22 protein-coding genes are annotated in these 23,300 nt (G+C 42.1%); 15 read left to right on the forward strand and 7 right to left on the reverse strand.

The window, feature by feature from the left end:
* Together F8S12_RS23670 and F8S12_RS23675 are read left to right on the forward strand one after the other, a co-directional pair.
* On the forward strand, positions 1 to 3,599 hold a 3,599-nt coding region (locus F8S12_RS23670), incomplete at its 5' end, for a non-ribosomal peptide synthetase (RefSeq protein WP_196518765.1).
* A 170-nt stretch (positions 3,600 to 3,769) separates the two neighbouring features.
* On the forward strand, positions 3,770 to 8,575 hold the full coding sequence (locus tag F8S12_RS23675; protein ID WP_196518766.1) for a non-ribosomal peptide synthetase: 4,806 nt from the start codon (positions 3,770 to 3,772) through the stop codon (positions 8,573 to 8,575).
* Positions 8,576 to 8,708: 133 nt separating this feature from the next.
* On the opposite strand, the gene F8S12_RS23680 is transcribed toward F8S12_RS23675, so the two are convergent.
* On the reverse strand, positions 8,709 to 10,070 hold the full coding sequence (locus F8S12_RS23680; RefSeq protein WP_196518767.1) for a sensor histidine kinase: 1,362 nt from the start codon (positions 10,068 to 10,070) through the stop codon (positions 8,709 to 8,711).
* A 283-nt stretch (positions 10,071 to 10,353) separates the two neighbouring features.
* On the opposite strand from F8S12_RS23680, the gene F8S12_RS23685 reads away from it, so the two are divergent.
* Positions 10,354 to 10,671: a DUF3155 domain-containing protein gene (locus tag F8S12_RS23685; protein ID WP_196518802.1), complete on the forward strand. Its 318-nt coding sequence runs from the start codon at positions 10,354 to 10,356 to the stop codon at positions 10,669 to 10,671.
* Positions 10,672 to 11,119: 448 nt separating this feature from the next.
* On the opposite strand, the gene F8S12_RS23690 is transcribed toward F8S12_RS23685, so the two are convergent.
* The gene (locus F8S12_RS23690) at positions 11,120 to 11,650 is read right to left on the reverse strand and encodes a cofactor assembly of complex C subunit B (RefSeq protein WP_196518768.1); all 531 of its coding nucleotides are present in this window, start codon (positions 11,648 to 11,650) and stop codon (positions 11,120 to 11,122) included.
* A 255-nt stretch (positions 11,651 to 11,905) separates the two neighbouring features.
* Positions 11,906 to 12,253, reverse strand: a complete 348-nt coding sequence (locus tag F8S12_RS23695; RefSeq protein ID WP_196518769.1) for a PadR family transcriptional regulator — start codon at positions 12,251 to 12,253, stop codon at positions 11,906 to 11,908.
* Positions 12,254 to 13,003: 750 nt separating this feature from the next.
* On the opposite strand from F8S12_RS23695, the gene F8S12_RS23700 reads away from it, so the two are divergent.
* From F8S12_RS23700 to rpsN, 6 genes are all read left to right on the forward strand, one after another.
* Positions 13,004 to 13,582: a DUF3611 family protein gene (locus F8S12_RS23700; RefSeq protein WP_196518770.1), complete on the forward strand. Its 579-nt coding sequence runs from the start codon at positions 13,004 to 13,006 to the stop codon at positions 13,580 to 13,582.
* 194 nt (positions 13,583 to 13,776) lie between these two features.
* The gene (locus tag F8S12_RS23705; RefSeq protein ID WP_196518771.1) at positions 13,777 to 14,100 is read left to right on the forward strand and encodes a hypothetical protein; all 324 of its coding nucleotides are present in this window, start codon (positions 13,777 to 13,779) and stop codon (positions 14,098 to 14,100) included.
* Between the two features lie 206 nt (positions 14,101 to 14,306).
* Positions 14,307 to 15,587: a serine--tRNA ligase gene (gene serS / locus F8S12_RS23710; protein WP_196518772.1), complete on the forward strand. Its 1,281-nt coding sequence runs from the start codon at positions 14,307 to 14,309 to the stop codon at positions 15,585 to 15,587.
* Between the two features lie 103 nt (positions 15,588 to 15,690).
* Positions 15,691 to 16,791, forward strand: a complete 1,101-nt coding sequence (gene rseP / locus F8S12_RS23715) for an RIP metalloprotease RseP (RefSeq protein WP_196518773.1) — start codon at positions 15,691 to 15,693, stop codon at positions 16,789 to 16,791.
* Complete coding sequence (gene nth / locus F8S12_RS23720) at positions 16,788 to 17,486, forward strand: endonuclease III (RefSeq protein ID WP_196518774.1); 699 nt, start codon at positions 16,788 to 16,790, stop codon at positions 17,484 to 17,486. The genes rseP and nth overlap by 4 nt, the downstream gene beginning before the upstream one ends.
* Before the next feature lie 198 nt (positions 17,487 to 17,684).
* Positions 17,685 to 17,987 (forward strand): 30S ribosomal protein S14, encoded by a 303-nt coding sequence (rpsN, locus tag F8S12_RS23725; protein WP_196518775.1) that lies wholly within the window; start codon positions 17,685 to 17,687, stop codon positions 17,985 to 17,987.
* Positions 17,988 to 18,020: 33 nt separating this feature from the next.
* Here the strand turns inward: rpsN and F8S12_RS23730 are convergent, their stop codons facing one another.
* A complete protein-coding gene (locus F8S12_RS23730) occupies positions 18,021 to 18,350 on the reverse strand; it encodes a hypothetical protein (RefSeq protein WP_196518776.1) in 330 nt (109 codons plus the stop codon).
* A gap of 93 nt (positions 18,351 to 18,443) precedes the next feature.
* On the opposite strand from F8S12_RS23730, the gene aat reads away from it, so the two are divergent.
* The 5 genes from aat (at position 18,444) to F8S12_RS42045 (ending at position 19,979) form a co-directional block, all read left to right on the forward strand.
* Entirely contained in the window at positions 18,444 to 19,019 is a 576-nt protein-coding gene (gene aat / locus F8S12_RS23735) for a leucyl/phenylalanyl-tRNA--protein transferase (RefSeq protein WP_196518803.1), read from the forward strand.
* A gap of 100 nt (positions 19,020 to 19,119) precedes the next feature.
* On the forward strand, positions 19,120 to 19,338 hold the full coding sequence (locus F8S12_RS23740) for a type II toxin-antitoxin system HicB family antitoxin (RefSeq protein WP_196518777.1): 219 nt from the start codon (positions 19,120 to 19,122) through the stop codon (positions 19,336 to 19,338).
* Positions 19,339 to 19,418: 80 nt separating this feature from the next.
* The gene (locus F8S12_RS23745) at positions 19,419 to 19,643 is read left to right on the forward strand and encodes a DUF433 domain-containing protein (RefSeq protein WP_196518778.1); all 225 of its coding nucleotides are present in this window, start codon (positions 19,419 to 19,421) and stop codon (positions 19,641 to 19,643) included.
* Entirely contained in the window at positions 19,640 to 19,822 is a 183-nt protein-coding gene (locus tag F8S12_RS40880) for a DUF5615 family PIN-like protein (RefSeq protein WP_230968221.1), read from the forward strand. Before F8S12_RS23745 ends, F8S12_RS40880 begins: the two co-directional genes overlap by 4 nt.
* Positions 19,743 to 19,979, forward strand: a complete 237-nt coding sequence (locus F8S12_RS42045; protein WP_331001431.1) for a DUF5615 family PIN-like protein — start codon at positions 19,743 to 19,745, stop codon at positions 19,977 to 19,979. The genes F8S12_RS40880 and F8S12_RS42045 overlap by 80 nt, the downstream gene beginning before the upstream one ends.
* Before the next feature lie 209 nt (positions 19,980 to 20,188).
* Here the strand turns inward: F8S12_RS42045 and F8S12_RS23755 are convergent, their stop codons facing one another.
* From F8S12_RS23755 to F8S12_RS23765, 3 genes are all read right to left on the reverse strand, one after another.
* The gene (locus tag F8S12_RS23755) at positions 20,189 to 21,022 is read right to left on the reverse strand and encodes a DUF3598 family protein (protein ID WP_196518779.1); all 834 of its coding nucleotides are present in this window, start codon (positions 21,020 to 21,022) and stop codon (positions 20,189 to 20,191) included.
* A gap of 114 nt (positions 21,023 to 21,136) precedes the next feature.
* Positions 21,137 to 21,331 carry a hypothetical protein gene (locus tag F8S12_RS23760; RefSeq protein WP_196518780.1) on the reverse strand — a complete coding sequence of 65 codons (195 nt, stop codon included), beginning with the start codon at positions 21,329 to 21,331 and terminating at the stop codon, positions 21,137 to 21,139.
* 162 nt (positions 21,332 to 21,493) lie between these two features.
* Entirely contained in the window at positions 21,494 to 22,396 is a 903-nt protein-coding gene (locus F8S12_RS23765; protein WP_196518781.1) for a cell division protein FtsX, read from the reverse strand.
* 339 nt (positions 22,397 to 22,735) lie between these two features.
* Between F8S12_RS23765 and def the strand changes: the two genes are divergently transcribed.
* Entirely contained in the window at positions 22,736 to 23,299 is a 564-nt protein-coding gene (gene def / locus F8S12_RS23770; protein ID WP_196518782.1) for a peptide deformylase, read from the forward strand.
* Position 23,300: the final 1 nt, after the last annotated feature.

Genomic DNA, 23,300 nt, shown 5'->3' on the forward strand with positions numbered 1-23,300 from the left:
GAGTGAAACAAGTGGCGATGGATGCTTACGCTCACCAAGACGTGCCATTTGAGCAACTGGTAGAAGCCTTACAACCAGAGCGTTCCTTAAGCCATAATCCCCTGTTTCAGGTAATGTTTTCCTTGCAAAATGCCCCCATTGGCAAACTAGAAGTGCCTGGTTTGACCCTGATACCTTTAGAAATAGCCAACGTCACGGCGAAGTTTGATTTACTCTTGTCGATGGCAGAGACAGAAGACGGTTTGACTGGGGCTTGGGAATACAACAGCGATTTATTTGATGCTGACACTATTAAGAGGATGATTGGACATTTCCAAACCTTGCTGTTGGGTATTGTCAGCAATCCGAGTTGTCGAATTGACGAATTCCCCTTGCTGGTTGACTTACAACGCCAACAGTTATTGGTGGAGTGGAATGATACTGAAGTCGAGTATGGTTTTGAGTGTATTCATAATATGTTTGCAACTCAAGTGGAACTGACGCCCGATGCGGTGGCGGTTGTTTATGAACAACAACAATTAACTTATCGACAGTTGAATGAGCGAGCTAATCAACTGGCTCATTATTTACAAAAAATGGGGGTGGGGGCAGATGTTCTGGTGGGTATCTGCATGGAGCGTTCTTTGGAAATGGCTGTGGGGGTGTTGGGTGTTCTGAAGGCTGGTGGGGCTTATGTGCCAATTGACCCACAATTACCGCAAGAGCGTTTGGCTTGGATGCTGGAGGATACTTGTACTGGGGTGTTGTTGACTCAGAATCGGCTGCTTTCGAGTTTACCTGTTAATCAGGGGCGCTTGGTGTGTTTGGATGCTGATTGGGAGGTGATTTCTCAGGAGTCTAGGGAGAATCCTGTGAGTGCGGTTAATCTGGATAATTTGGTTTATGTGATTTATACTTCTGGTTCTACTGGTAAACCTAAAGGAGTAATGAACACCCATCGGGGGATTTACAACCGCTTGGTTTGGATGCAAGAAACATATCAATTAACCTCACAAGACCGCGTTCTCCAAAAAACTCCCTATAGTTTCGACGTGTCAGTGTGGGAGTTATTTTGGCCATTGTTTACTGGAGCGTGTTTGGTTTTGCCCAGACCAGAAGGACATAAGGACAGTGGTTATTTGCTGAAGCTAATACAAGAGCAGCAAATTACTACATTGCATTTCGTCCCCTCTATGCTGCAAGTTTTTCTAGAGGAGCCAGGAATTGATGCTTGTAGTTGCTTACAGCGTGTTTTTTGCAGTGGAGAAGCACTACCTTTGAAACTCCAAGAGCGCTTCTTTGCACGTTTGGGGTGCGAATTACACAATCTCTATGGGCCAACGGAAGCCGCTATCGACGTTACCTTTTGGCAATGCGAACCAAAGAGCGATCGCCAAATAGTACCGCTAGGTTATCCTATTAGTAATATAAAACTTTACATTCTCGATACATACCTCCAACCTGTTCCAATGGGAATCCCCGGTGAACTGCACATTGGTGGCGTTGGTTTGGCGAGAGGTTATCTCGCACGTCCCGATTTGACTGCACAGAAATTCATTCCCAACCCCTTTGATAATCAGCCGGGAAGCCGTCTTTACAAAACTGGGGACTTAGCTCGCTATTTATCAGATGGTAATATCGAATATCTTGGTCGGATTGATCATCAGGTAAAACTAAGGGGTTTCCGCATCGAATTGGGAGAAATTGAGGCGGTGTTGAGACAACATCCCCAGGTGCAAGAAACTGTAGTTATTCTCCGGGAAGATCAACCAAGTAACAAGCGCTTGGTAGCATATATTGTTAACAATACTGTATCAATCGACACCAGCAAAGTTCGCCACTTCTTAGGTGAAAAACTGCCAGATTACATGGTGCCTAGTGCCTTTGTGGAGATGAAAGCCTTGCCACTAACGGCTAATGGCAAATGCGATCGCCGCGCTTTACCAGCACCAGACGCAACCGTAAATTTAGCAGTCAGCTTTGTAACACCTAATACTCCTACAGAAAAAATTCTAGCCGCCATTTGGTGTCAAGTATTGGGATTGCAAGAAGTCGGTATTTATGACAACTTTTTTGAACTCGGTGGAGATTCCATTAAGGCTATTCAAGTAGTATCCCGTTTAGCCCAGCACAACCTCAAAATCAAAGAAAGACATTTATTTCAGTTTCCAACTATTGCCGAACTCGCCCAACAAGCAGTTTTACAAAACAATCAAGCTGAACAGGGGACTATATCAGGAATTGTACCACTGACCCCAATTCAACTTTGGTTTTTCTCAACTTACCCAGGCAAAAAACATCATTTTAATCAGTCTATTATGCTCGCCACTCCAGATCGCTGGAATGTGGATGCTTTACGCAGCGTTGTTCGACAGATTCAATTACATCACGACGCACTGAGATTGCGATTTAGGTATGTCAACGGTTCCGTTGTGCAGGAATCTGAAAGGGCTGAAAATCCCTTCAGTTTTGAAATTATTGATTTAGCGGAACAAGCCGATGCAATCAGTCAATTAGACGCAGAAGCTAATCGGGTTCAAGCTACGATGAATCTGGAGCGCGGCCCTTTAATCCGTTTTATTCTCTTCCACTTGGATCGAGGAGATAGACTTTTAATGGTTGCTCACCATCTAGTTATTGATGGCGTATCTTGGCGGATCTTAATGGAGGATCTTTCTCAAGGATATGAACAAGCTTGTGCAGGTTTACAAATCAAATTTCCTGCTAAAACAGACTCTTATCAGCGATGGTCAACCGCACTGCAAGAATATAGTACCAGTCAAATATTACAGCAAGAAATAGAGTATTGGCAGCACCTAGCTAAGACGATGGTGGATACTTTAAAAATCGATACTCCTGAGAGAGAAAATCTTGTCCAGGATAGTTGCGCCCTAGCTTTTACTTTAACCGCAGAGGAAACAAACTCATTATTAACAGAAGTTAACCGTCCTTATAACACCGAAATTAATGATATCTTGCTGACTGCTTTGGCTCACGCCCTCAATACGTGGTGTGGATGTCGGCGCTCTTTAATTGATTTGGAGGGACATGGACGAGTTGATGACATTGATGGGGTAAATGTCAGCCGTACCATAGGCTGGTTCACAAGTATTTATCCGGTGCTGCTCGATTTAGGTATCGCTAATGATTTGGGATATCAAATCAAGTCAATTAAAGAAATGTTGCGACGGATTCCTCACAAAGGTATAGGTTACGGTATCTGGCGCTACTTAATATTAAATGAGCAAAGTTCTTGGATTCATCATCAGCCGGCGATTCTGTTTAACTACTTGGGGCGTATCGACGAAGACATCAGCTTCAGTGGACTTAATTTAGCTGAAGAGCCATGCGGTAATTTGATTGACCCTGAATCCAGACGAACACACGAATTAGAATTTTCGGGATTTGTTCATCATGGGAAACTAAGACTTTCAATTACTTTTTGTACTAACCGATTTCAGCAGCAAAGTATCCAAAAACTATTAGATAATTACGAAGATGCTTTGAAAGCGATTATTAACCATTGTCAGCAGCAAAAAACTCTTGAACTTACCCCTTCTGATTTAACATACGACAATTTGACTTTGGAGGAATTTGAAGACATTTTTGCAGAAGAATAATCAGGTAGAAATAAAATTAGACATTACTAAATCAGCAAATGAAATCTTACGTATCGAAATCCAAAACTCCTTATACTCTCTGCGTCTCTGCGTCTCTGCGTGAGATAAATCATTCCACAAATATCCACCGCCAAAAACCACTCTAAACATAACTAAGGAGAAAAAACAAAATGAATTCAAATAAACATCAGACTCTCAACACAAGTAAAGAAAATTTAAAAGATTTGTACCCATTAACACCGATGCAGGAGGGAATGCTGTTTCATTCTCTCTACGATGAAAGTCCTGGTACTTTTTTAGAGCAAATCTCCTGTTTAATTACTGGTGATTTTAATATTGACTTATTTGAGAAAAGTTGGAACGAACTGTTTAAGCAAAATGATATTTTTAGAACTATATTAATTCCTCAGAAAGCTGCACAACCCTTACAAATGGTCTTAAGGGAATGTCAGGTAAACTTTCACTATGAAAATATTCAGCATTTGAGAGGAAAAGAACAAGAAGCTTATTTAGAGAATTACCAACAGGAAGACCGAAAAAAAGGATTTAAGTTAGACCGAGATTTGCTGATGCGAGTCGCGGTTTTTCAGACGCGCCCCGATAGCTACGAAATACTCTGGACGCATCACCATATTATTATAGATGGTTGGTCTTCTGGTTTGGTGCTTGGGCAGTTAATTGACACTTACAAAACATTAGTTGATGGCAAGATTCCCAATGCTAACACTGCACCACCTTACAGCTATTTTATTCGCTGGTTAAAACAGCAAAATACAGAGGCAGCAAAGCACTACTGGAAGGAGTATTTACAGGGTTATAACTATCCAGCTAGGATGCCAAAAAGTCAGTTTGCAGAAGTAGGTTATCAATTATTTACATTTGCATTGAAACTAGACGAACAAACTACCAGCCAATTAGAGCAGTTGGCTCGTAAATTGCAAGTTACCCTTAACAGCTTGGTTCAAAGTATTTGGGCTGTCTTGTTAGCTCATTATCATGATGTCGATGACGTTATTTTTGGCTCCACGGTATCGGGTCGCCCTCCTGAAATTAAGGGCGTTGAACAGATGCTTGGTTTGTTCATCAATACCATTCCAGTGCGAGTTCGGATGGAACCGAAATTGACATTTGGGCAATTAATTGAACAGATTCAAAAAGATGCGATCGCTAGTATTGAACATAGTTATTATTCATTAGCTGATATTCAGGCATTGAGCGAACATCGTTCTAGTTTGCTAGACCATGTAATTGTATTTCAAAATTATCCTGCCCATGACCAAGTGCGCGAAACTATAGAAACAACTCACTACGGGTTTAATATTGAAAAAGTCCAGGTTGTAGAACAAAGTAATTATGATTTCTCGGTAGTTATAACTCCAGGTAAACAACTGCAATTCCGGTTTTTATATAATGCGAAAGTTTTTAGTTTGGCATATATTCAACGCCTTGAGAGCCATCTGAACAATATCATCGCAACTGTGCTGAAATCTCCAGAAATTGCGATCGCTGATATCCGAATTTTGAGCGATCGCGAAAGCCATCTGCTACTATCAGATTTTAATGCGACTAAAGCTGTCTGCGACCAGGAAAAAACCATAGTTGATTTGATTGAACAACAAGCCAATCAAACTCCAGATGCAACAGCAGTCCGTTTTGCTGACAAAAACCTCAGCTATCGAGAACTGTGTACCGCCTCTGGCAAAATTGCGGCTTATCTGGTAACAAAAATAGAAGTGCAACGCGGCGAACCAATCGCAATTCTGCTTCCGCCTTCCGAACAGTTCGTCATTGCGGTATTGGCTGTGATGAAAGCAGGGTGCGGGTTTTTGGCGCTAGATTCCCAAGCACCCATAGAACGAAATCTCTCTATTATTAAGGAATCTGGTGCAAAGGTGGCGATCGCTGATGATATATTTAGCCTCAAACAGGAAAACTTTTCTGGCACTGTTGTTGTAATCGCTGATCAGGATGCTCTTGAGCCACTTTCAACTAACCATTTACCATCACCCGCAGACTTAGCATATATCATCTTTACATCTGGTTCAACTGGAAAACCAAAAGGAATCGCAGTTAATCATTCCAGTCTCTTTAATTACATCCAATGGTGTTCCAAATTTTACTTCCAAAAACGGGATATGGGAAACATGCCATTGTTTACCTCTCCTGCTTTCGATTTAACTATAACTAGCCTTTTCTGTCCTTTGGTTATTGGTAAGACGGTGGTAGTCGTAGACAGAGAAGAAATTGACCAAACCCTCAGACAAATTATCGACTTGGGAACCCAAATTGATACTATCAAACTAACACCATCACATATTTCAGCTTTAAAACAATTAGAAGCAAAGCAAATTGCCATCCAATTAGCCATTGTGGGTGGCGAGGAGTTGAAAAAAGAGCAAGTCGAAACATTACTGGCTCTAAATCCTAGCATGGAAATTTACAACGAGTATGGCCCAGCAGAAGCAACAGTGGGATGTATTGTTAGTCGAGTAACAGAGCCAGACTGCATCACTATTGGTAAGCCAATAGATAATACCAAAATTTATATTCTCAACAGATATTTGTTGCCTGTTCCTATTGGATGTATAGGTGAAATTTATATTGCTGGTTCCTGTTTAGCCTCTGGTTATTGGCAAAACTCTACATTAAGTGCAGCACAATTTATTGAACATCCGCTAGAGCCAGAAAGTAAACTTTACCGCTCAGGAGATTTGGGCAAATGGTTAGAAAATGGAGAAATTATTTACTTAGGTCGAAAAGACGACCAGGTGAAGATTAGAGGACACCGCGTAGAATTGGGTGAAGTGGAAACCATGCTCAAGCAGCATCCTGGAGTCGAAGATGCTGTTGCTATCTTAACTGAATCAACGGCTAACATTGCACAGTTACAGGCTTATATTATCCCTAGTTATGGGCAAGCACCACTACTCAGACATTTAGTTAAATTGATTTCCGAAGACGCCAATCTCCAAAACCAGCTGCATTACCTACCCAATGGCTTGCCGATTTTTGGGATGAATCGGAAAGAAACAGATTACCTATATCAGGACATCTTTGAAGAAGAGAATTACTTAGCTCATGGAATTACTATTAGCAATGGTGATATCGTCTTCGATGTGGGAGCCAATATCGGGATGTTTTCGCTGTTAATCAATCAGAAGTGTCCCGAAGCGCAGATTTACGCTTTTGAACCCATTGCTCCAATCTATGCAACCTTAAGCAAAAATGCTGCCCTTTATAGTCACAAAATTAAGTGCTATCCCTTTGGATTTTCCTGTGAAGAAAGTCAGCCCATTTTTACGTATTATCCTACGAACACAGTTATGTCGGGTGAATACGGCGATGTTGAGGATGATAGAAGAATCGTGTCATCGTTTATCATAAACGACGAGAAAGCCAAAGGATCTGCTGGCGTAGTCTTAACAAAACAGGAATTGGACAATCTTTTAGATGACCGAATGCGATCGCACCAGCAAGTTGTTCATCTCAAACCGCTATCCTTAGTTTTGAGAGAGTTGGATATTAATCATATCGACTTGTTAAAGATTGATGTTGAAAAAAATGAAATCAACGTCCTGGATGGTATTGATGCGGAAGACTGGCAAAAAATTAAACAATTAATCGTAGAAGTTCACGATATCGAAGGGCGGCTTGAACAAGTCAAAAAACGTTTGGTTGGATACGGGTTTCAGGTTCAGATTGCTCAAGACAACTTACTCAAAGGTACTAACCTTTATAAAATTTACGCTCATAGAGGCCAAAGTCAAACTTTCAACTTGTCCGACACTTCGATTAAATCTCAGGGAGAAGAAGCAGAGGAGGAATGGGTACAAGTGGAGACTTTAGTAAAAAGTATTCGTGCTTTTCTTGACAATCAGCTACCACAATACCTGATTCCCAACGATTTCCAATTTGTGAATCGGTTTCCCTTAACCTATAACGGAAAGCTTGACCGCAAAGCCCTACTGCAAGAAACTGGACTTACTCAAAAGCAAAATCAAGCACACGAACTACCCAAGAGTTCTATAGAAACAGTTTTAGCTGGGATTTGGCAAGATTTACTTGGTATTAAAACCGTGGGGGTTCATGATGATTTCTTTGCTCTTGGCGGTCACAGTTTAAAAGCACTGATGCTACTTTCCCGAATTCGCAAATCTTTGGGCATTGAAATCGCCCTCAAGTCTGTCTTTGAATTTTCAACGATTCGGACGCTGGGCGACTATACTACCACGATTGGGGCTTATAACGATATTATTGGCAAGGAGCAGATGATCTTGCTCAGTAACCAAGGTGAAAGATACATCTTTGCCTTACCCACCGTCTTGGGTTATGGAATCGCATTTAAAGGGCTAGCTCAACATCTCAAGTCCTACTCAGTATATGGTTTAGACTTTATCGAAGACAAAGATCCCGTTGCACGCTACGTTCAATTGCTGGAAAAGGCTCAACCAAAGGGTTCGTACTTGTTATTAGGGTACTGCGCGGGAGGTAATTTAGCTTTTGAGGTAGCAAAAGGTCTAGAGGATCGAGGTCGTCAAGTTTCAGACATCATTATGTTAGATTCCATTCCCCGGTTTTGCCAGCGCAATGAAAGCGAGGCGATGATTCAAGAGCAAGTTGATGCAGAAATTGGCTACTATTCCACCTTTGTTAAAGAAGACAAAGATTTAAGCATGATATTGAGCAATCCATATTTTCAAGACAAACTCAAAACGAAAATGATTGCTTATATGCGCTACTTAAATAATGTGGTTAACAATGGACAAATCAGAGCTAATATCCACTTAATTTGTTCGCAAGAAAATCAGCCAGTCCCCGACAACATAAACAGTTGGATTAACATCACCACAGGTAAAGTATCAGTTTCCAATGGTTGGGGCAATCACGGTGATATGTTCGTCAATGAATACTTGCAGCACAACGCCCGTGTGATGAATGAAATTCTGGTAGGACTTACGCAAAAATACACGCTGTAGGGGCAATTCATGAATTGCCCCTACCTAAAAAATTCATGAATTGCCCCTACCTAAAAATCATTCTTTTTGGCTATTGTTTGCATAAGTCATATCTGGAACAGATTCTTCAAAATCAGATTGAAAACAGACGCGATTAATCGCGTTTCCTAACTTCCGGTAACCAAATAATAAACGTAGTTCCCGGCGTATCAGGTGAAGTTAACTTAGAGTTGATTGCAGGGCTGAAAACCTCGATTTCGCCCTGCATTTGCTCTATTAATTGTTTAGCGATCGCTACCCCTAATCCTGTCCCAGGGATTGCTGTTTGCGCTTGTACACCCCGGTAATGCCGTTCTCCAAGATGCTCTAAATCCTGGGGTGGAATGCCAGGGCCGTTGTCACTGATCACAATTCCCTGAAAATTAGCTTTTTCTTGCCCCGCCTGGATCAAAATTTTGCCACCAGTGGGAGTGTATTTCAAAGCATTATCGATAATGTTAGTTAACACTTCTCGTAATGCTTTGACGTTGGCACGTACTGGTGGTAAATTCTGTTTAAATTCAGTTATTAATTGTAGCTTTCGCTCTTGGGCGATCGCTTTGGCTGATATTAATAATGGTTCTAATATCTCTGCTAACGAGCATTCAACTGCTTTATCTCCCGTTCCCGGCAATAATAGCAGAGGTTTAGCGGCTTTTTGGATAGTTGCTTCCACAAATACTTCATTTTCTGCCAGATGTAATGGTTCTAAATCTGCCTCTGTCAAATCAATTACTTGATCAAATTGTTGCAATAATTCTTGGAGGCGATCGCTTTCCCGCACTATACTATTTGCCACATTCCGATTAGCGTCTGCTGGTTGTAGTCGCTTCAATAGCAGTTTGCCAAAAGTTCGCAACGCCGTTAATGGGTTACGAAACTGATGCAACAGGTTATCCAGCAAATCGCGCTGTTTTTCTTGCAAAATTTGTTGTTCATGCAACTGCTGCTCAAACCATGCTCGTCGCTGATCTACAATACAAGCGATCGCTAGTGTTTTGACCATCCGTTGAATCTGACTTTGCTCGTGTTCATTCCATGCCCGGTCATGCCTACCTGTCACTAGTAACCCCATCATCACACCCTCATAAATCAAAGGTAAAACAATTTGGTTGCCATTAAGTAGGTATTCTTCTTTTAGATGGGGTTGAGACGCATCTGGGTTCTCAGACTCCCGTGACGAGGTTGGAAATTCTGCCCCTCCTGTCAATAACCTTCTCTGATGATTGGATAATACCGCCACATTTCCAACTTGAAGTTGCTGGCGTGCTGCCGCCTCAGCAGTTTCCTCTCCTTGCAGTAATAATCCTGTCTCCGGGTAAATCACCACAGGAATCAGTTTTGCCTCACCTGAAGGAGTCTCTAGCAATTCTTGTGTTAGGTACACAACACTTAAAGATGCTCCCAGCCCTTGGGTTAACAGCGCGATTTGCTCTCGGCACAGAGCAAGAAAATCGGAACTGGCATACATTAACATTTTTTAACTCTTGCTCAAGATTACAGACTTCGAGGCATGATTAAGAGAGAATACTTAGTTTTTACCTCACTCATTTAATAAAGCTTAACTAAAATCTTCTTAGTGATGGTTTGTACCAGGGGATTATATCCTTAGTTGCTTTTATTTTACCTATCTCAAAAATATTAATTTTCTTACACTAAAAGGTTAAAAACTATTGATATTCTGAATTAGAACTTATATAATGACGACAAATTTTGTAGCTATCACTACAATCTATAGCTTGAAAGAGGAGGACAATGAGTTGGCAAGGAGACGCAAAAGAAAAAGTCGTCGTCGCCAGGAAGGACGGCGGATTCTAGAACATGTGCCTCAATATAGTATCGAAAGTGGCGAAGAGAAACCTGTGACAGCAGCAAGAAGATTTATTCAAGCTGAAGGTATTTTGCCACCTGCGTTGCTACTCGTAAAGAGAAATGAACACACTACAGACCGTTATTTCTGGGCAGAAAAGGGACTGTTTGGTGCTCAATACGTAGAAGAAAATCATTTCTTGTTTCCTAGCTTGAGGGTGTTAGAACCTTCGCCAGTGCAAGAACCTCTTGCTTTAGCTAGTCGATGAACTAGAAATGGTCATCTTACACATTGAATGTGGCTCCTGACTATCATTAACTAGCAAAATTGCTAAGTTTATGCAAAATTTAATTTTTTTTTAGTTTGGAGCTGATTTGATTTTTAAGACTAGACCAAGTAATTGGAAAGTTAACTTGTCTCAAACCACGCTAGGTTGCATGGGTTGGTACTGGTTTCATAATGCAGAAAGGAGTGGGTATAGAGCCAAGCGCGTCCAAAAGCGCTAGTGAAGTTGCGCTCTATCCCGGAGATTGTTAGAAAGCTCTGTCAACAAATTTAAGTTAATAAATTTAAATTTTTCCCCATGACGCAAGTCGTGGGGAAAACTGACAAAGTAACAGTCTTGATTTCCTCCTTCCTATTTTCCATTGTCCAAGGAGTAGGTCAAGTTAGAAGTCTGCATATCATAGTCAAGAAATGGTCACAAAAATTAACAATTATTCACTAGCCTTTAAATGCAGAATTCTCTGTAACTCACTTAGTTCATCTCGATGGGCAACTACAGTAATCTTACTTGAGGAGGTTTGTTCGCTTTTAATTGTTTCTACTTTGAGCGATACTTTCTCAATTCTTCCAGATTTTTTCCAATAAAAAAGGCCACTTAAAGGCGACAGCAGTACCGTAGCAAGAATAAGGGTACTAAGGCTAGGAAAAACCAGAGACACAACTAGCGATAGGCAAAAAATACCAATAGCTGCCAGTAGAGTTAGAAATATAGCTAAGAACCAGCTCGGGCGAACATTACCTTCAAAAATCACTTTGTTTTGTTCTTGGTCTACCACTGCCACTCGGTAAGATCGCGATCGAAAATACTCTTTTAATTGAGCCATTAAAGCAGATTCGTCTTGCTCAGATACTAGTTCCACTGTTTGTGTGCGGTCTTTAGTCGAGGCACGAATAAAGAAAAACAGCCCCACTGATAACAACAAGGTTAGCAGAAATGTAGATGGCAAAATAGCAGTATCCATAACTAATTCTTACTGTTTGACTAGAGGAGACTTATTCATTATCAATTATTTCGTTATGCCAATTTGAATAGGACTTACGCAAAAATACACGCTGTAGGGGCAATTCATGAATTGCCCCTACCTAAAAATTATTCTTTTTGGCTATTGTTTGCGTAACTCCTATTGAACAATGATTTCGACAAATGGAGCGACAAAAAACGATTACTAGGGACTTTTCCACAATCCAAAATCTAAAATTTAAAATCTAAAATGGTATTACTTTGTCCTCCTGTGGATGTAGTTTTGCCAAAGAACAGCTAAATCCTGCGCTTGAACTTGCCATTCTGGAGAAACTTGGTACATCCGCCTCGGGCGTCCGCGTCCTTCGAGTTTCTTCCAATATCCGTTGATTGCTTTTTGGTCTTCCAGAAATTTGATTGCACTGTAAAGTACGGTATCTGAAAGCCTATAGGTGGGATATTCAGTTTCTAATTGCTGAATCAACTCGGTTCCGTAGGATTCACTTTGTAACAAAACAGACAGTATGTAACAAACTGCTAGTTCCTGACAAAGGTAACTTGGCGGAGGATTCTCAAAGAATTGATATATATCCTCAAGTTTCATGGTTAGTGAATGGCTAAAAAAATGCCTTATGGTAAGGTCTACAATCCTTGTAGTCAGTATATGGTGGTACTCTTAAGTGAGTGATATATAAAGCTACTTAGGCTAGATTTCCAAAGCGTAAACACCAAACTCTTCCCACTACTCCGAAGTTGTGGGAAGAGTTTGCGATTTTTAGGGGTACAAAGTAGAGTACTCTTACCCAAGTTAGATCCGGTGTGGTGAGGAGCGAACAGACAGTGGCAAAGTCCCTATTTTGGTGTTTAGGTGATCCCGGACTGGTTAGAACTGCTTAAGCAATAAAATGCCACCGAAGAAATTTTACAGGTAAAATGCTATTTTGTCTGCAAAACTTAATAAACACTTTGTTTTACAGTGATTCTCTCAACGCAGATTCTCAAAGCTTAAGCTAGAAATATATTTCGGTTCTCGTTTACGTGAGGTACACCCGTAGGGACACGGCACTGCCGTGTCCCTACACCTCGTAATATAATATTGTACCGCATCTGAGTGGGAACCGCTATGTTTCGGTTAAAACTACTACGCCTGTGGACACACCTAAGCAGTAACCCTTACTGATTTCTTGGACTTGAGATCGTCTTGTCTTATCTGGTCAATGTGATAGTAAATTTATCAAAGAAGACGCAAAGACTAGGAAAGGGAGAGACGCAAAGTGCGATACCTCTTAACAAGGCTTTCCGTGTCCCTGTGTTTTTGTGTCCTTTGAAAGCGCCCAGCACATTGGTGATCAGTATGTCACAAACTCCCGATGCCCCATCATCTTCCTCAACTCTACGGGCAATTGCCCAAACTTTTCGCCTTACAGGTTGGATTAGCTTCTGGATTCAGCTAGTACTAGGCGTTGTCTCTAGCATAATTGTGCTGCTGTTTGCCGTCTTTAATCAAAGAACTGGCAGTTCTAGTAATAATCCTGGGACTGGCTTTGGCGTATTTTTAGCAATTTGTGGACTAGTTATTTTGGGTGGGGGGATTTATTTAGCTTACCGTTACACTAGAATCGGTAAGCAATTGGAATCCTCCAATCCCAGCAATCGCCCTCGGAAAAGCGAGACTGTGCAAGTATTACGCTTAGGGCTGTGGGTGAATTTAGGAGGAACGCTGGTGACTCTTTTGGGGGCGCAAGCGATCGTTGGGACATTGGTCGCAAGATCCATATCTCCCCAAGCGGTAACTACCCAATTGTTTGATCCCACCCGGATTATTAGCGGTCTAGATATGCTTGTAGTACAGGCAAATACCAACACTGTCTCAGCCCATTTTGCAGGACTTATTGCCTCACTTTGGCTGCTCAATCGCATTAACAGACCTTAATATAAGGGCAGAGCCGGGGAGAGTAAATAATTTCCCCTTATTTTTTCTATTTAGCAAATTAATCGCCTAATCTTATCCTACTTTTCCGTAACAAACAGCCCAAGGTGTGAAGACAACTATAGATTATTTGAAAAAAACATCCTACTAAAAAGTTGCACAGGGATGATAAACACCTTTTTTGGAAGTCTTACACCATGAGAAATCAATCGGCACAGAAATTTAATCAAGAAGCGTGGAGATTTGGCGTACAGGTTTTGTTTAGTAGTATCGTGCTGGGGTTGTGCATTTTTAAGCTTGGCTCGCCATCGCCAGAGGACGACAAGAATATTGCGCTTTACTGGGGTGGTTTAACAAGTGTACTTGCATACTGGTTACCTTCACCTGGACAAACTAGAGACGAAAAGGAAGCACAGAATATTACTCAAAGGACTTTTGCAGCAGCTGATAACAATAATGGTAATGGTCAGAGTTTGGCTCAGGTTACTGAAACAACAGTGACTCAAGATACCAGTTCATGATGGGCATTGGACATTATTTAAATGCATTATCTGCTTTCATAGCCCTGGCAATGATGCTAGGATAAAATTTTAATAATAGATTAAGACTGATTTTTCTAAAAAACTTTGTTTTCCCAATCACAGAAAACCAAAATTACTATATGCTTGATGCTTATGTGTTAACTGTTTTTACAGGAAAATTCTAAGCTAAAAACTGAGAAAAATCTGTGCTGGATATTAAGCAAATACGGGAAAATCCGCAATTAGTTCAAGAACGATTGAATAGTCGTAGTGGTAAATACGTCATTGAACCGATATTACAGTTAGATCGGCAACAACGGGAATTAGAAGGGACGCGCAGTCAACTCCAAGCTCGTAGCAACGAAATTGGTAAAATTGTTGGGCAAAAGATTAAATCTGGGATCAATTCTCAAGACCCAGAAATTCAAGCTTTGCGGGATGAAGGTAACTCTGTCAAAGCTACGTTGAGTGAACTGGAACCCCAAGAAAAAGACCTCAAAGCTGAAATTGCCCAACTTGTGTTGGCACTTCCCAACTTACCAAGCGACTCTACACCCATTGGTAAAAATGAGGAAGATAACGTAGAAGTGCGGCGCTGGGGTGATGAGTACATTCCCCAAAACCCGAATATTCTCCCTCACTGGGAAATTGGCGAAAAGCTAGGTATTCTCAATGTTGAGCGAGCTGTGAAAGTTGCCCAAAGCCGGTTTGTGACATTGATAGGGGCTGGGGCGGCTTTAGAGAGGGCGTTAATTCAATTTATGCTGACTCTCCATACTCAAGCGGGATATGTGGAAGTCAGTCCGCCTTTGTTAGTTAATACCGAGTCTTTGACGGCGACCGGTCAGTTACCCAAGTTTGCGGAAGAAAGCTTTAAATGCGCGGATGATGACTTGTGGCTGATTCCTACGGCGGAAGTTCCAGTTACAAATCTCTACCGGGGTGAAATTCTTGCTGCTGAGAACTTGCCTATCTATCACTGTGCTTTTACTCCCTGTTTTCGCCGCGAAGCTGGTAGCTATGGGCGCGATATGCGGGGATTAATTCGCCTCCATCAATTTAACAAGGTGGAAATGGTGAAATTTGTCGAACCCAGTACATCTTTTGATGAATTGGAGAAATTGGTAGGGAATGCAGAAGCAATCTTACAGGCGTTGAAGTTGCCTTACCGAGTAGTAAATTTAAGTAGTGGGGATCTGGGATTTGCCTCTACCAAAACTTATGATTTAGAGGTTTGGTTGCCGTCTTCTGGCAAATACCGCGAAATTTCTAGCTGTTCCAATACTATAGATTTCCAGGCGCGACGGGCTGATATTCGCTTCAAAGAGGCGGGTAAGAAAGGCACTCAGTTCGTACATACCCTCAATGGTTCGGGTTTGGCGGTGGGACGGACTATGGCAGCAATTTTGGAGAATTATCAACAACCTGATGGGACGGTGAGGATACCAGAAGCGCTGCAATCTTACTTGGGACGTGAAGTTTTATAATTTGTCCTTTGTCTTTTACCAATGCCCAATGCCCAATGCCCAATGCCCAATGCCCAATTAGAATGGAAATAACTATAGCTTAATATTTTCCCTAATTTACTCTATGTCAGTTTTAGCAGCGATCGCAGTCTTGGCTGTTTTGATCTTAGTACACGAGTTGGGACATTTTGTTGCAGCACGTTCTCAAGGCATTCTCGTTAACCGCTTTTCTTTGGGTTTTGGCCCAGTTCTTTTAAAGTACCAAGGTTCACAAACCGAATATGCTGTCCGCGCCTTTCCCTTGGGCGGCTTTGTCGGCTTTCCCGATGATGACCCCGATAGCGATGTTCCACCCAATGACCCGAATCTGCTGAGTAACCGTCCAATTTTAGACCGGGCGATCGTCATCAGTGCCGGAGTGATCGCAAATTTAATATTTGCCTACTTCGTATTAGCTCTACAATTGGGTATCGTTGGCATTCCTAAAGAATTAAACTATAAAGCTGGTGTCATCGTACAGCCTGTTAATCAAGAATCCATTGCCTACCAAGCAGGAATTCGGGAAGGAGATATTATTCTGGCTGTGAACGGTCAGGAACTCCCGGCTTCTGACAAGTCAACGCCTTTGCTGACAAAAGAAATTCAAACTCATCCTAATCAGCAAATCGAACTGAAAATTCTGCGTGAAAACCAACAACAATCCCTGAAATTAACACCAAAACTGGGAGCCGATGGCAAAGGTGTAGTTGGTGTGGCACTCAGTCCAAATGCTACAGCAGTTTATCGCCGTCCTAATAGTCCTTTTGAAATTTTCGGTATTGCTGCTAACAGGTTTCAACAATTGTTTGTTGGGACACTTAGCGGTTTTGGGCAGTTGATTACCAATTTTCAACAAACTGTTGGACAAGTTTCTGGGCCAGTTAATATTGTCAAAATAGGGGCAAAATTAGCTGAAGATAATAGCGTAAATCTGTTGTCTTTTGCCGCAATTATCAGCATTAACTTGGCTATTATCAACATTTTGCCTTTACCAGCTTTGGATGGCGGACAACTCGCTTTTCTGCTGATTGAAGGTTTGCGCGGTAAGCCTGTGCCTGCTCGGATTCAAGAAGGTGTAATGCAAACTGGTTTGGTGCTACTCTTAGGACTAGGTATTTTTCTGATAGTCAAAGAAACCACCCAATTAACTAGCCAATTAGAGTGGGTACAAAGATTGTTCCAATGAAAATAGGGAGTCGGGAGTCGGGAGTCGGGAGTCGGGAAAAGAAACTTTCATCTTTAAAGCAACGGGCGGTAGAGATTCTCTCTCAATTGAAGCGTCTTTATCCAGATGCTACTTGCTCTTTGAACTACTCAACACCAGTACAATTGTTGGTGGCAACTATTCTCTCTGCTCAGTGTACTGATGAGCGGGTGAATAAGGTGACACCAGCTTTATTTGGTAGATTCCCTGATGCTGCTAGTTTAGCGATCGCTGACTTGGTAGAATTAGAAACCTTGGTGCGTTCAACTGGGTTTTATCGCAATAAAGCCAAGAACATTCAAGCCGCCTGTCGGATAATTGTGACTGAGTTTAACTCTGTTGTCCCTAACCAAATGGAACTGTTGTTAAGGCTTCCAGGTGTGGCGCGGAAGACAGCAAACGTAGTCCTGGCTCATGCTTATGGCATTAATGCTGGGGTGACAGTAGATACTCACGTTAAGCGCCTTAGCGAACGTTTGGGTTTAACTGAAGCAAAAGACCCCGTGCGGATTGAGCAAGATTTAATGGGTTTATTGCCGCAAGCAGATTGGGAAAATTGGTCAATTCGACTGATTTATCACGGTCGTGCTATTTGTAAAGCTCGCTCTCCCGTCTGTGTTGCTTGTGAGCTTGCCGATTTATGCCCTGCTGCGAATAAGCCAGTGGTTGTAGGGTAGTCTTGGTCAAAAAAATCGATCCAAAGCCGGGATACAAGGAGAAAGAAGACATAAACAACTTTCCTTCGTCATCGTTTCAGCCTTAATCCATGTTGGTCAATTTTAATTTGACAAACCAGTAAGCGACACGAGTAACCCCAGAATTGATAGGGAGACTGTAGAATGGGGAATGGTGTCTTTAAATAAATTAAAAAATGTATGGCAAAAAAGAGCTCGATTGAGCGCGAGAAAAAGCGCACTAGGTTGATAGAAAAGTATGCTGACAAACGAGAAGCTCTTCTCGAAGAGTTCAGAAGTGCCGCATCTCCCCTGGATAAGCTGGAAATCCACCGGAAGATTCAACAGCTACCCCGGAATAGTGCGCCTACCCGCCACCGCAACCGTTGCTGGTTGACTGGTCGTTCTAGAGGCGTTTACCGCGATTTTGGACTGTCTCGGAACGTGCTACGGGAATGGGCGCATCAAGGTCTTTTGCCTGGAGTTGTTAAGTCTAGTTGGTAGTCAAGAGTCATTAGTCATTGGTAAATGACAAAATTATTGACCACAACACTTATCAATTCCTAGACTTTCTAAGAGTAGATCGCTGACGGCGTTGGCGATCGCAAACTCTCCATAAAAACTATTGGAAAAATCATACGACTGCATCTCTGTGACAATGGCAATTACCAGAGAACCAAGGTCGTTTTCTCCTTCCATCCGTTGACGCACAAAAATCTGTGCGGCTCGTTGGGCAATATTTTGGTTGACTGCTTCGGGGATAAATTCTGTATCTAGCCACCGTTGTAAGCCTTCTCGTAACCATTCACCTTCGAGCAAGGGGTTTTCAGGGGGTGGTAGGGTGATGGGTGGAATTGGTTGAGTCATTTTTTTTTAAACGCAAAGGGACGCGGAGGGAAACGCAGAGGAACGCTGAGGTTGACTGATGGCAAATTGCGTTTTTCTGGTTTTTTTATATTTATGGAATATGATATCGCCGCTATTGTTGATGGTTATGCACAAGGCTATTTTCTCATGGCTGATGAGTGCGATCGCCTGAGTTGGTACGGAAGTCGCGATCGGACTTTTATTCCTTTGGATGATCGGTTTCGATATCCTAAGTCTTTGCAGCGTGTTATCAATCAAGAGCGGTTTAGTGTGGCGATTAATCGGGACTTTCAAGCTGTGGTGGCTGGGTGTGCTGACAGAGAGACAACTTGGATTTCACCGGAATTACGAGAGATTTATTCGCTACTTTACCAGAATGGTTACGCTTATAGTTTTGAAACTTGGCAGGGTGATGAGCTAGCTGGGGGAATTTTAGGGATTGTGATTGGTGGGGCTTTTATTGGAGAGTCGATGTTTTACCGGATTCCCGAAGGTTCTAAGGTGGCGATGGTTAAGTTGGTGGAAAGATTGCGTCAGAGGCAATTTGTGTTTTTTGATGCCCAAATGATGAATCCCCATTTGGAAAGATTTGGTGCTTATGGGGTTAGAGATAAAGAATATCAAATTTTACTCAAACAAGCGTTGCAACATCGCTGTTTTTTGGTATAAAGATTGACAAAAGTCTTAACATAGCTTTTATCTGTTACTTAGAAAAACAGTTAGCAAGTTTATTAACTGAACTTCAAGAGTTAAGGGAGGACGAGGATTTATGAATCGATACAGTATGATTATTCAATGGTCTGATGAAGATCAGCTTTTCCTAGTCACGATTCCAGAGTTTGCCGATCGCGTTATTATGCCTTGCACTCATGGTAAAACTCGTGAGGAAGCTATTCGTAATGGCGAAGAAGTGATTGAAATATACTTAGAAGCTTGGCAAGTAGAAGGTGAATCTATTCCTGAACCTAGCACGCTTCAAATTGCCTGATTACCAAGCAATTCAACACTCGCAACTAAGAAGCGCCTACCTTATATACTGGGTTAAAGACTATTTCCGAGTGAAACCGTATGTTAGACTTACTTGGAAGAATTACAGTTAATCCCAAACAATGTGGTGGTCGTCCCTGTATCCGGGGCATGAGAATTCGGGTATCAGATGTACTCGACTTGTTTGCGGCGGGACTGAGTGCCGAACAAATCCTAGAAGAAATGCCCGATTTAGAAGCGGATGATCTTAAAGCAGCACTTGTGTACGCTTCACGTAAGCTCAATCATCCCGTTTTGGTTGCATGACGATCTGGGTAGATGCACATCTGTCACCTGCAATTGCAACTTGGATCACTATCACATTCGGCATAACCGCATTAGCTTTGCGTGATGTTGGACTGAGAGATGCCGAAGATCCTGAAATTTTCGAGGCAGCGAGGGCTAGAGGAGTCATCTTCATCACCAAAGACAGTGACAAAGCTTGACTTAGTTGATCGTCTTGGAACACCGCCACAAGTTATCTGGTTGACATGTGGCAATACGTCAAATGCCCGATTGAAAGAGATTCTGAATTCAACATTGCCAGAAGCATTAGAGCTTTTACGATCTGGTGAAGCGTTAGTCGAAATCAGAGGGGATTAACGGTGCAGGCTAACCCAATACGGTTCAGTTAAAGCTAAAACTCTTTGTTAAAGTCAATTTCTTTAATGAACCGCAAAGGACGCAAAGAGAAGAAAGAAATGCTTATCTCTTAGAGTGAAAATAGCCCAGTTATCTGAAGAAGATTTAGTCTGATTAGAAAGTGTTGATCGAAATTACCCAGAATAAGCGATCGCATACTAACAAATCTCTTACACTCTTTCTTCAGTCACTAATGTCAGACTAACCCATTCGCCTTTCTCGTTGTAGCTGCGAATCATCCTCTGGCGCAGGTTTGCTTGGATTAACCAACCGACTTCCAAAAATAAGGGTTGACGTAATTGCACTTTGAGAGGAGAAGTTGCAGAAGCGCCATCTGGTAACAGCAATACTTGCACTTGCTTTTGAGGATCTTGGTCAAAGAGAATAATCCGGTCTTTGATGGTAGCAGTTGAAGTAATTGTGCGATTACCAAAAGAGATACTTTGAATTAATCGCCCAGTATCATCTAGTTGTAATTTCAAAGTTGTAGAGTAAGTATCAGGCGAATCTCCTTCGGAGACGCTACGCGAACGCAAATCTCGATATATTGTCACTGCTTCACCTTGCCATTCTCCCAACAAGTCATTGATCTGCAAGGGTGGACGTTCTGCTGTTTGGGTTCCAGCTAAATGTTCTCTAATTAAGGTTAATTTATTGAGATCACCGCTTTTATCAAACAGTTGCACCAAACGCAAGCGGCAATTTTCATGAACAAAACCGAGTTCTGCACCGAATTCGGAAAATGGGCCTAGCTGAATTAAACCTTCAGAAAATGAACCATTTTCAAAAAACAGTAGACCCCCTCCCACTGAACTAAATTCTCTGATTAGATCATCTCGTCCCGAACGGCTTAGAGTTAAGCGCACTGTCTGGTTATTGTTTAAACCCTCTAGGGAAAGACGGCTAAGAGTATCATTTAGAAGTGTACCTTGGGGAGAAAAACTAGTGAATGAACCTTCCCATACACCAAGATTTTGCAGAAAACATTCCCATTGCGATTTCATAGCAATTTTGTCCTTTGTTCTTTGTCCTTCGTCCTTTGTCCTTTGACTAGCCCTGTAAAGTTGATATGTAGGTTTAATTTTATATTCGTTCAACCCAAAACTTCAGTTGTTCTTTTAAAATTTTGAAAGTTCCGAGTTCAAAGGTCGGAGTTCCAAGTTAAAAGGTCGGAGTTCCGAGTTAAAAGGTCGGAGTTTCGAGTTAAAAGGTCGAAGTTCCGAGTCCAAAGGTCGAAGTTCCGAGTTCAAAGGTCGAAGTTCCGAGTTCAAAGGTCGAAGTTCCGAGTTCAAAGGTCGAAGTTCCGAGTTCAAAGGTCGAAGTTCCGAGCTAAAAGGTCGAAGTTCCGAGTTCAGAGGTCGAAGTTCCGAGCTAAAAGGTCGAAGTTCCGAGTTCTAAGCTAGTAAATGAATAAAAATTGCAATCTCATCCAGACTCACGCTAACAGGGCTAGTCAAAGGACAAAGAACTAATGACTATCCTTTAGCAAAACGGCGGACAGCAAATAAACTTCCCATTAATCCTACAGCTGCACCGAAACTTAAGAGAATCAAGGGCAATAGTAAAATTTGGGCTGTAGTGAGTTGCGCCCCGTTAGTGAGAACTTGGATAAACTCAGGTTGATTGACTAGCAACTTACTGATAAACTGTTGAATCAAAGAGATAAAACTCCAAGCGATCGCACCACCAACTAAGCCAAAGGTGATTCCTTGTAAAATAAACGGGAGGTAAATCCAAACGGAAGTTGCTCCCACTAATTGCATAATTTCAATTTCTTGGCGGCGCGCCATGACAATCAAGCGAATTGTCGTGGTAGTCACAGCGATCGCACTTAAAGTCAGAGTAATCGTAATTGTTAAAGTAATCCAGTTGAGACCTTGATGCAACTGAGCAATCCTTTTAACTGCTTCATCCACATACTTCACCGTATCAACTCCCGGTAACTTAGCCAACTGCGTTGCTAAAATTGGCACACCTTGGGAATTACGCGCTTTCACCTTCATCTCGTCAACCAGAGGATTTTCGCCTAGCTGCTGGGTAGCACCCTCAATATCAGAAATTCTCATTTCCTTAACTAACTTAGTCCAAGCTTCCTCTTTGGTAATGCTTTGTATCGCCGCCACTTCTGGTATTTTTGCGATCAGTAGCTCAATGCTTTCGACCCGCGTACCCGGTTCAAGATAAACTGATACTTCTAACTGGCTACCGAACTGGTAGAGAAGTTTTTCAACTTGCCAAGAAGTTTGCAAACTCAAGCCGAATAAAAACAGTAACACCGTGATAGTACTCACAGCCGCCCAATTCATCCAACCTCCGCGTAATAAACCGAGGAAAGTTTCTTTGAGCAGATAGTCAAGTTTTGTCAGAGATTTAAACACACATCACCTCAAAATCTAAAATTAGCTCTGCGCCTCTGCGCCTCTGCGTGAGATAACACCCAATACGGTTCGGTTAATATGTTTGGCTCTCGGAGATCCCCCCAACCCCCCTTAAAAAGGGGGGCTTTTTTCCTCCTTTACCCCCTTTTTAAGGGGGTCGCCACAGGCGGGGGGATCTTATCCGAACCGTATTGAGATAACACCACCCTTTATACTCGACAGCGCAAACTTTGGAGAGACCAGAGCCAAAAACATCATTAGTAGCGAGTACAACTGACCACCAACGAGATTGATAGAATTAAAGTAGTAGGAATTTTCACCATCTAGCCATCGAGACTCATGCCCTCTGAAATTGCTGTAGAGAAAAAAAAGTTAAAAAATCCACCTTTGGAGCTTCATTATTTAGGCGATCGCGTGCTGCGTCAAGCTGCAAAGCGGATTTCTAAAGTTGATGACGAACTCCGCCAACTGGTGCGCGAAATGCTGCAAACTATGTACAGCAAAGATGGCATCGGTTTGGCTGCACCCCAAGTAGGAATTCACAAACAATTAATTGTCATCGACCTGGAACCAGAGAACGCAGCTAATCAGCCTTTGGTGTTGATTAACCCCACCATTAAACAAGTAAGCCGGGACATCTGCGTTGCCGAAGAAGGATGTTTGAGCATTCCCAATGTATTCCTAGAAGTGAAGCGCCCCGAAGTCGTGGAAATTGCCTACAAAGACGAGTACGGTCGTCCCCGGACATTAAAAGCTAATGACCTTTTGGGACGCTGCATTCAGCACGAGATGGATCACCTCAACGGCGTGGTATTTGTAGACCGTGTGCAAAACTCCTTGACTTTGGCCCAGGAGCTATCTAAGAATGGCTTCTCGTATCAAGCGGTGAAACCAATAGCATAGG

It is taken from the genome of Nostoc sp. WHI (genome assembly GCF_015714725.1).
Classification (GTDB): Bacteria; Cyanobacteriota; Cyanobacteriia; order Cyanobacteriales; family Nostocaceae; genus Nostoc.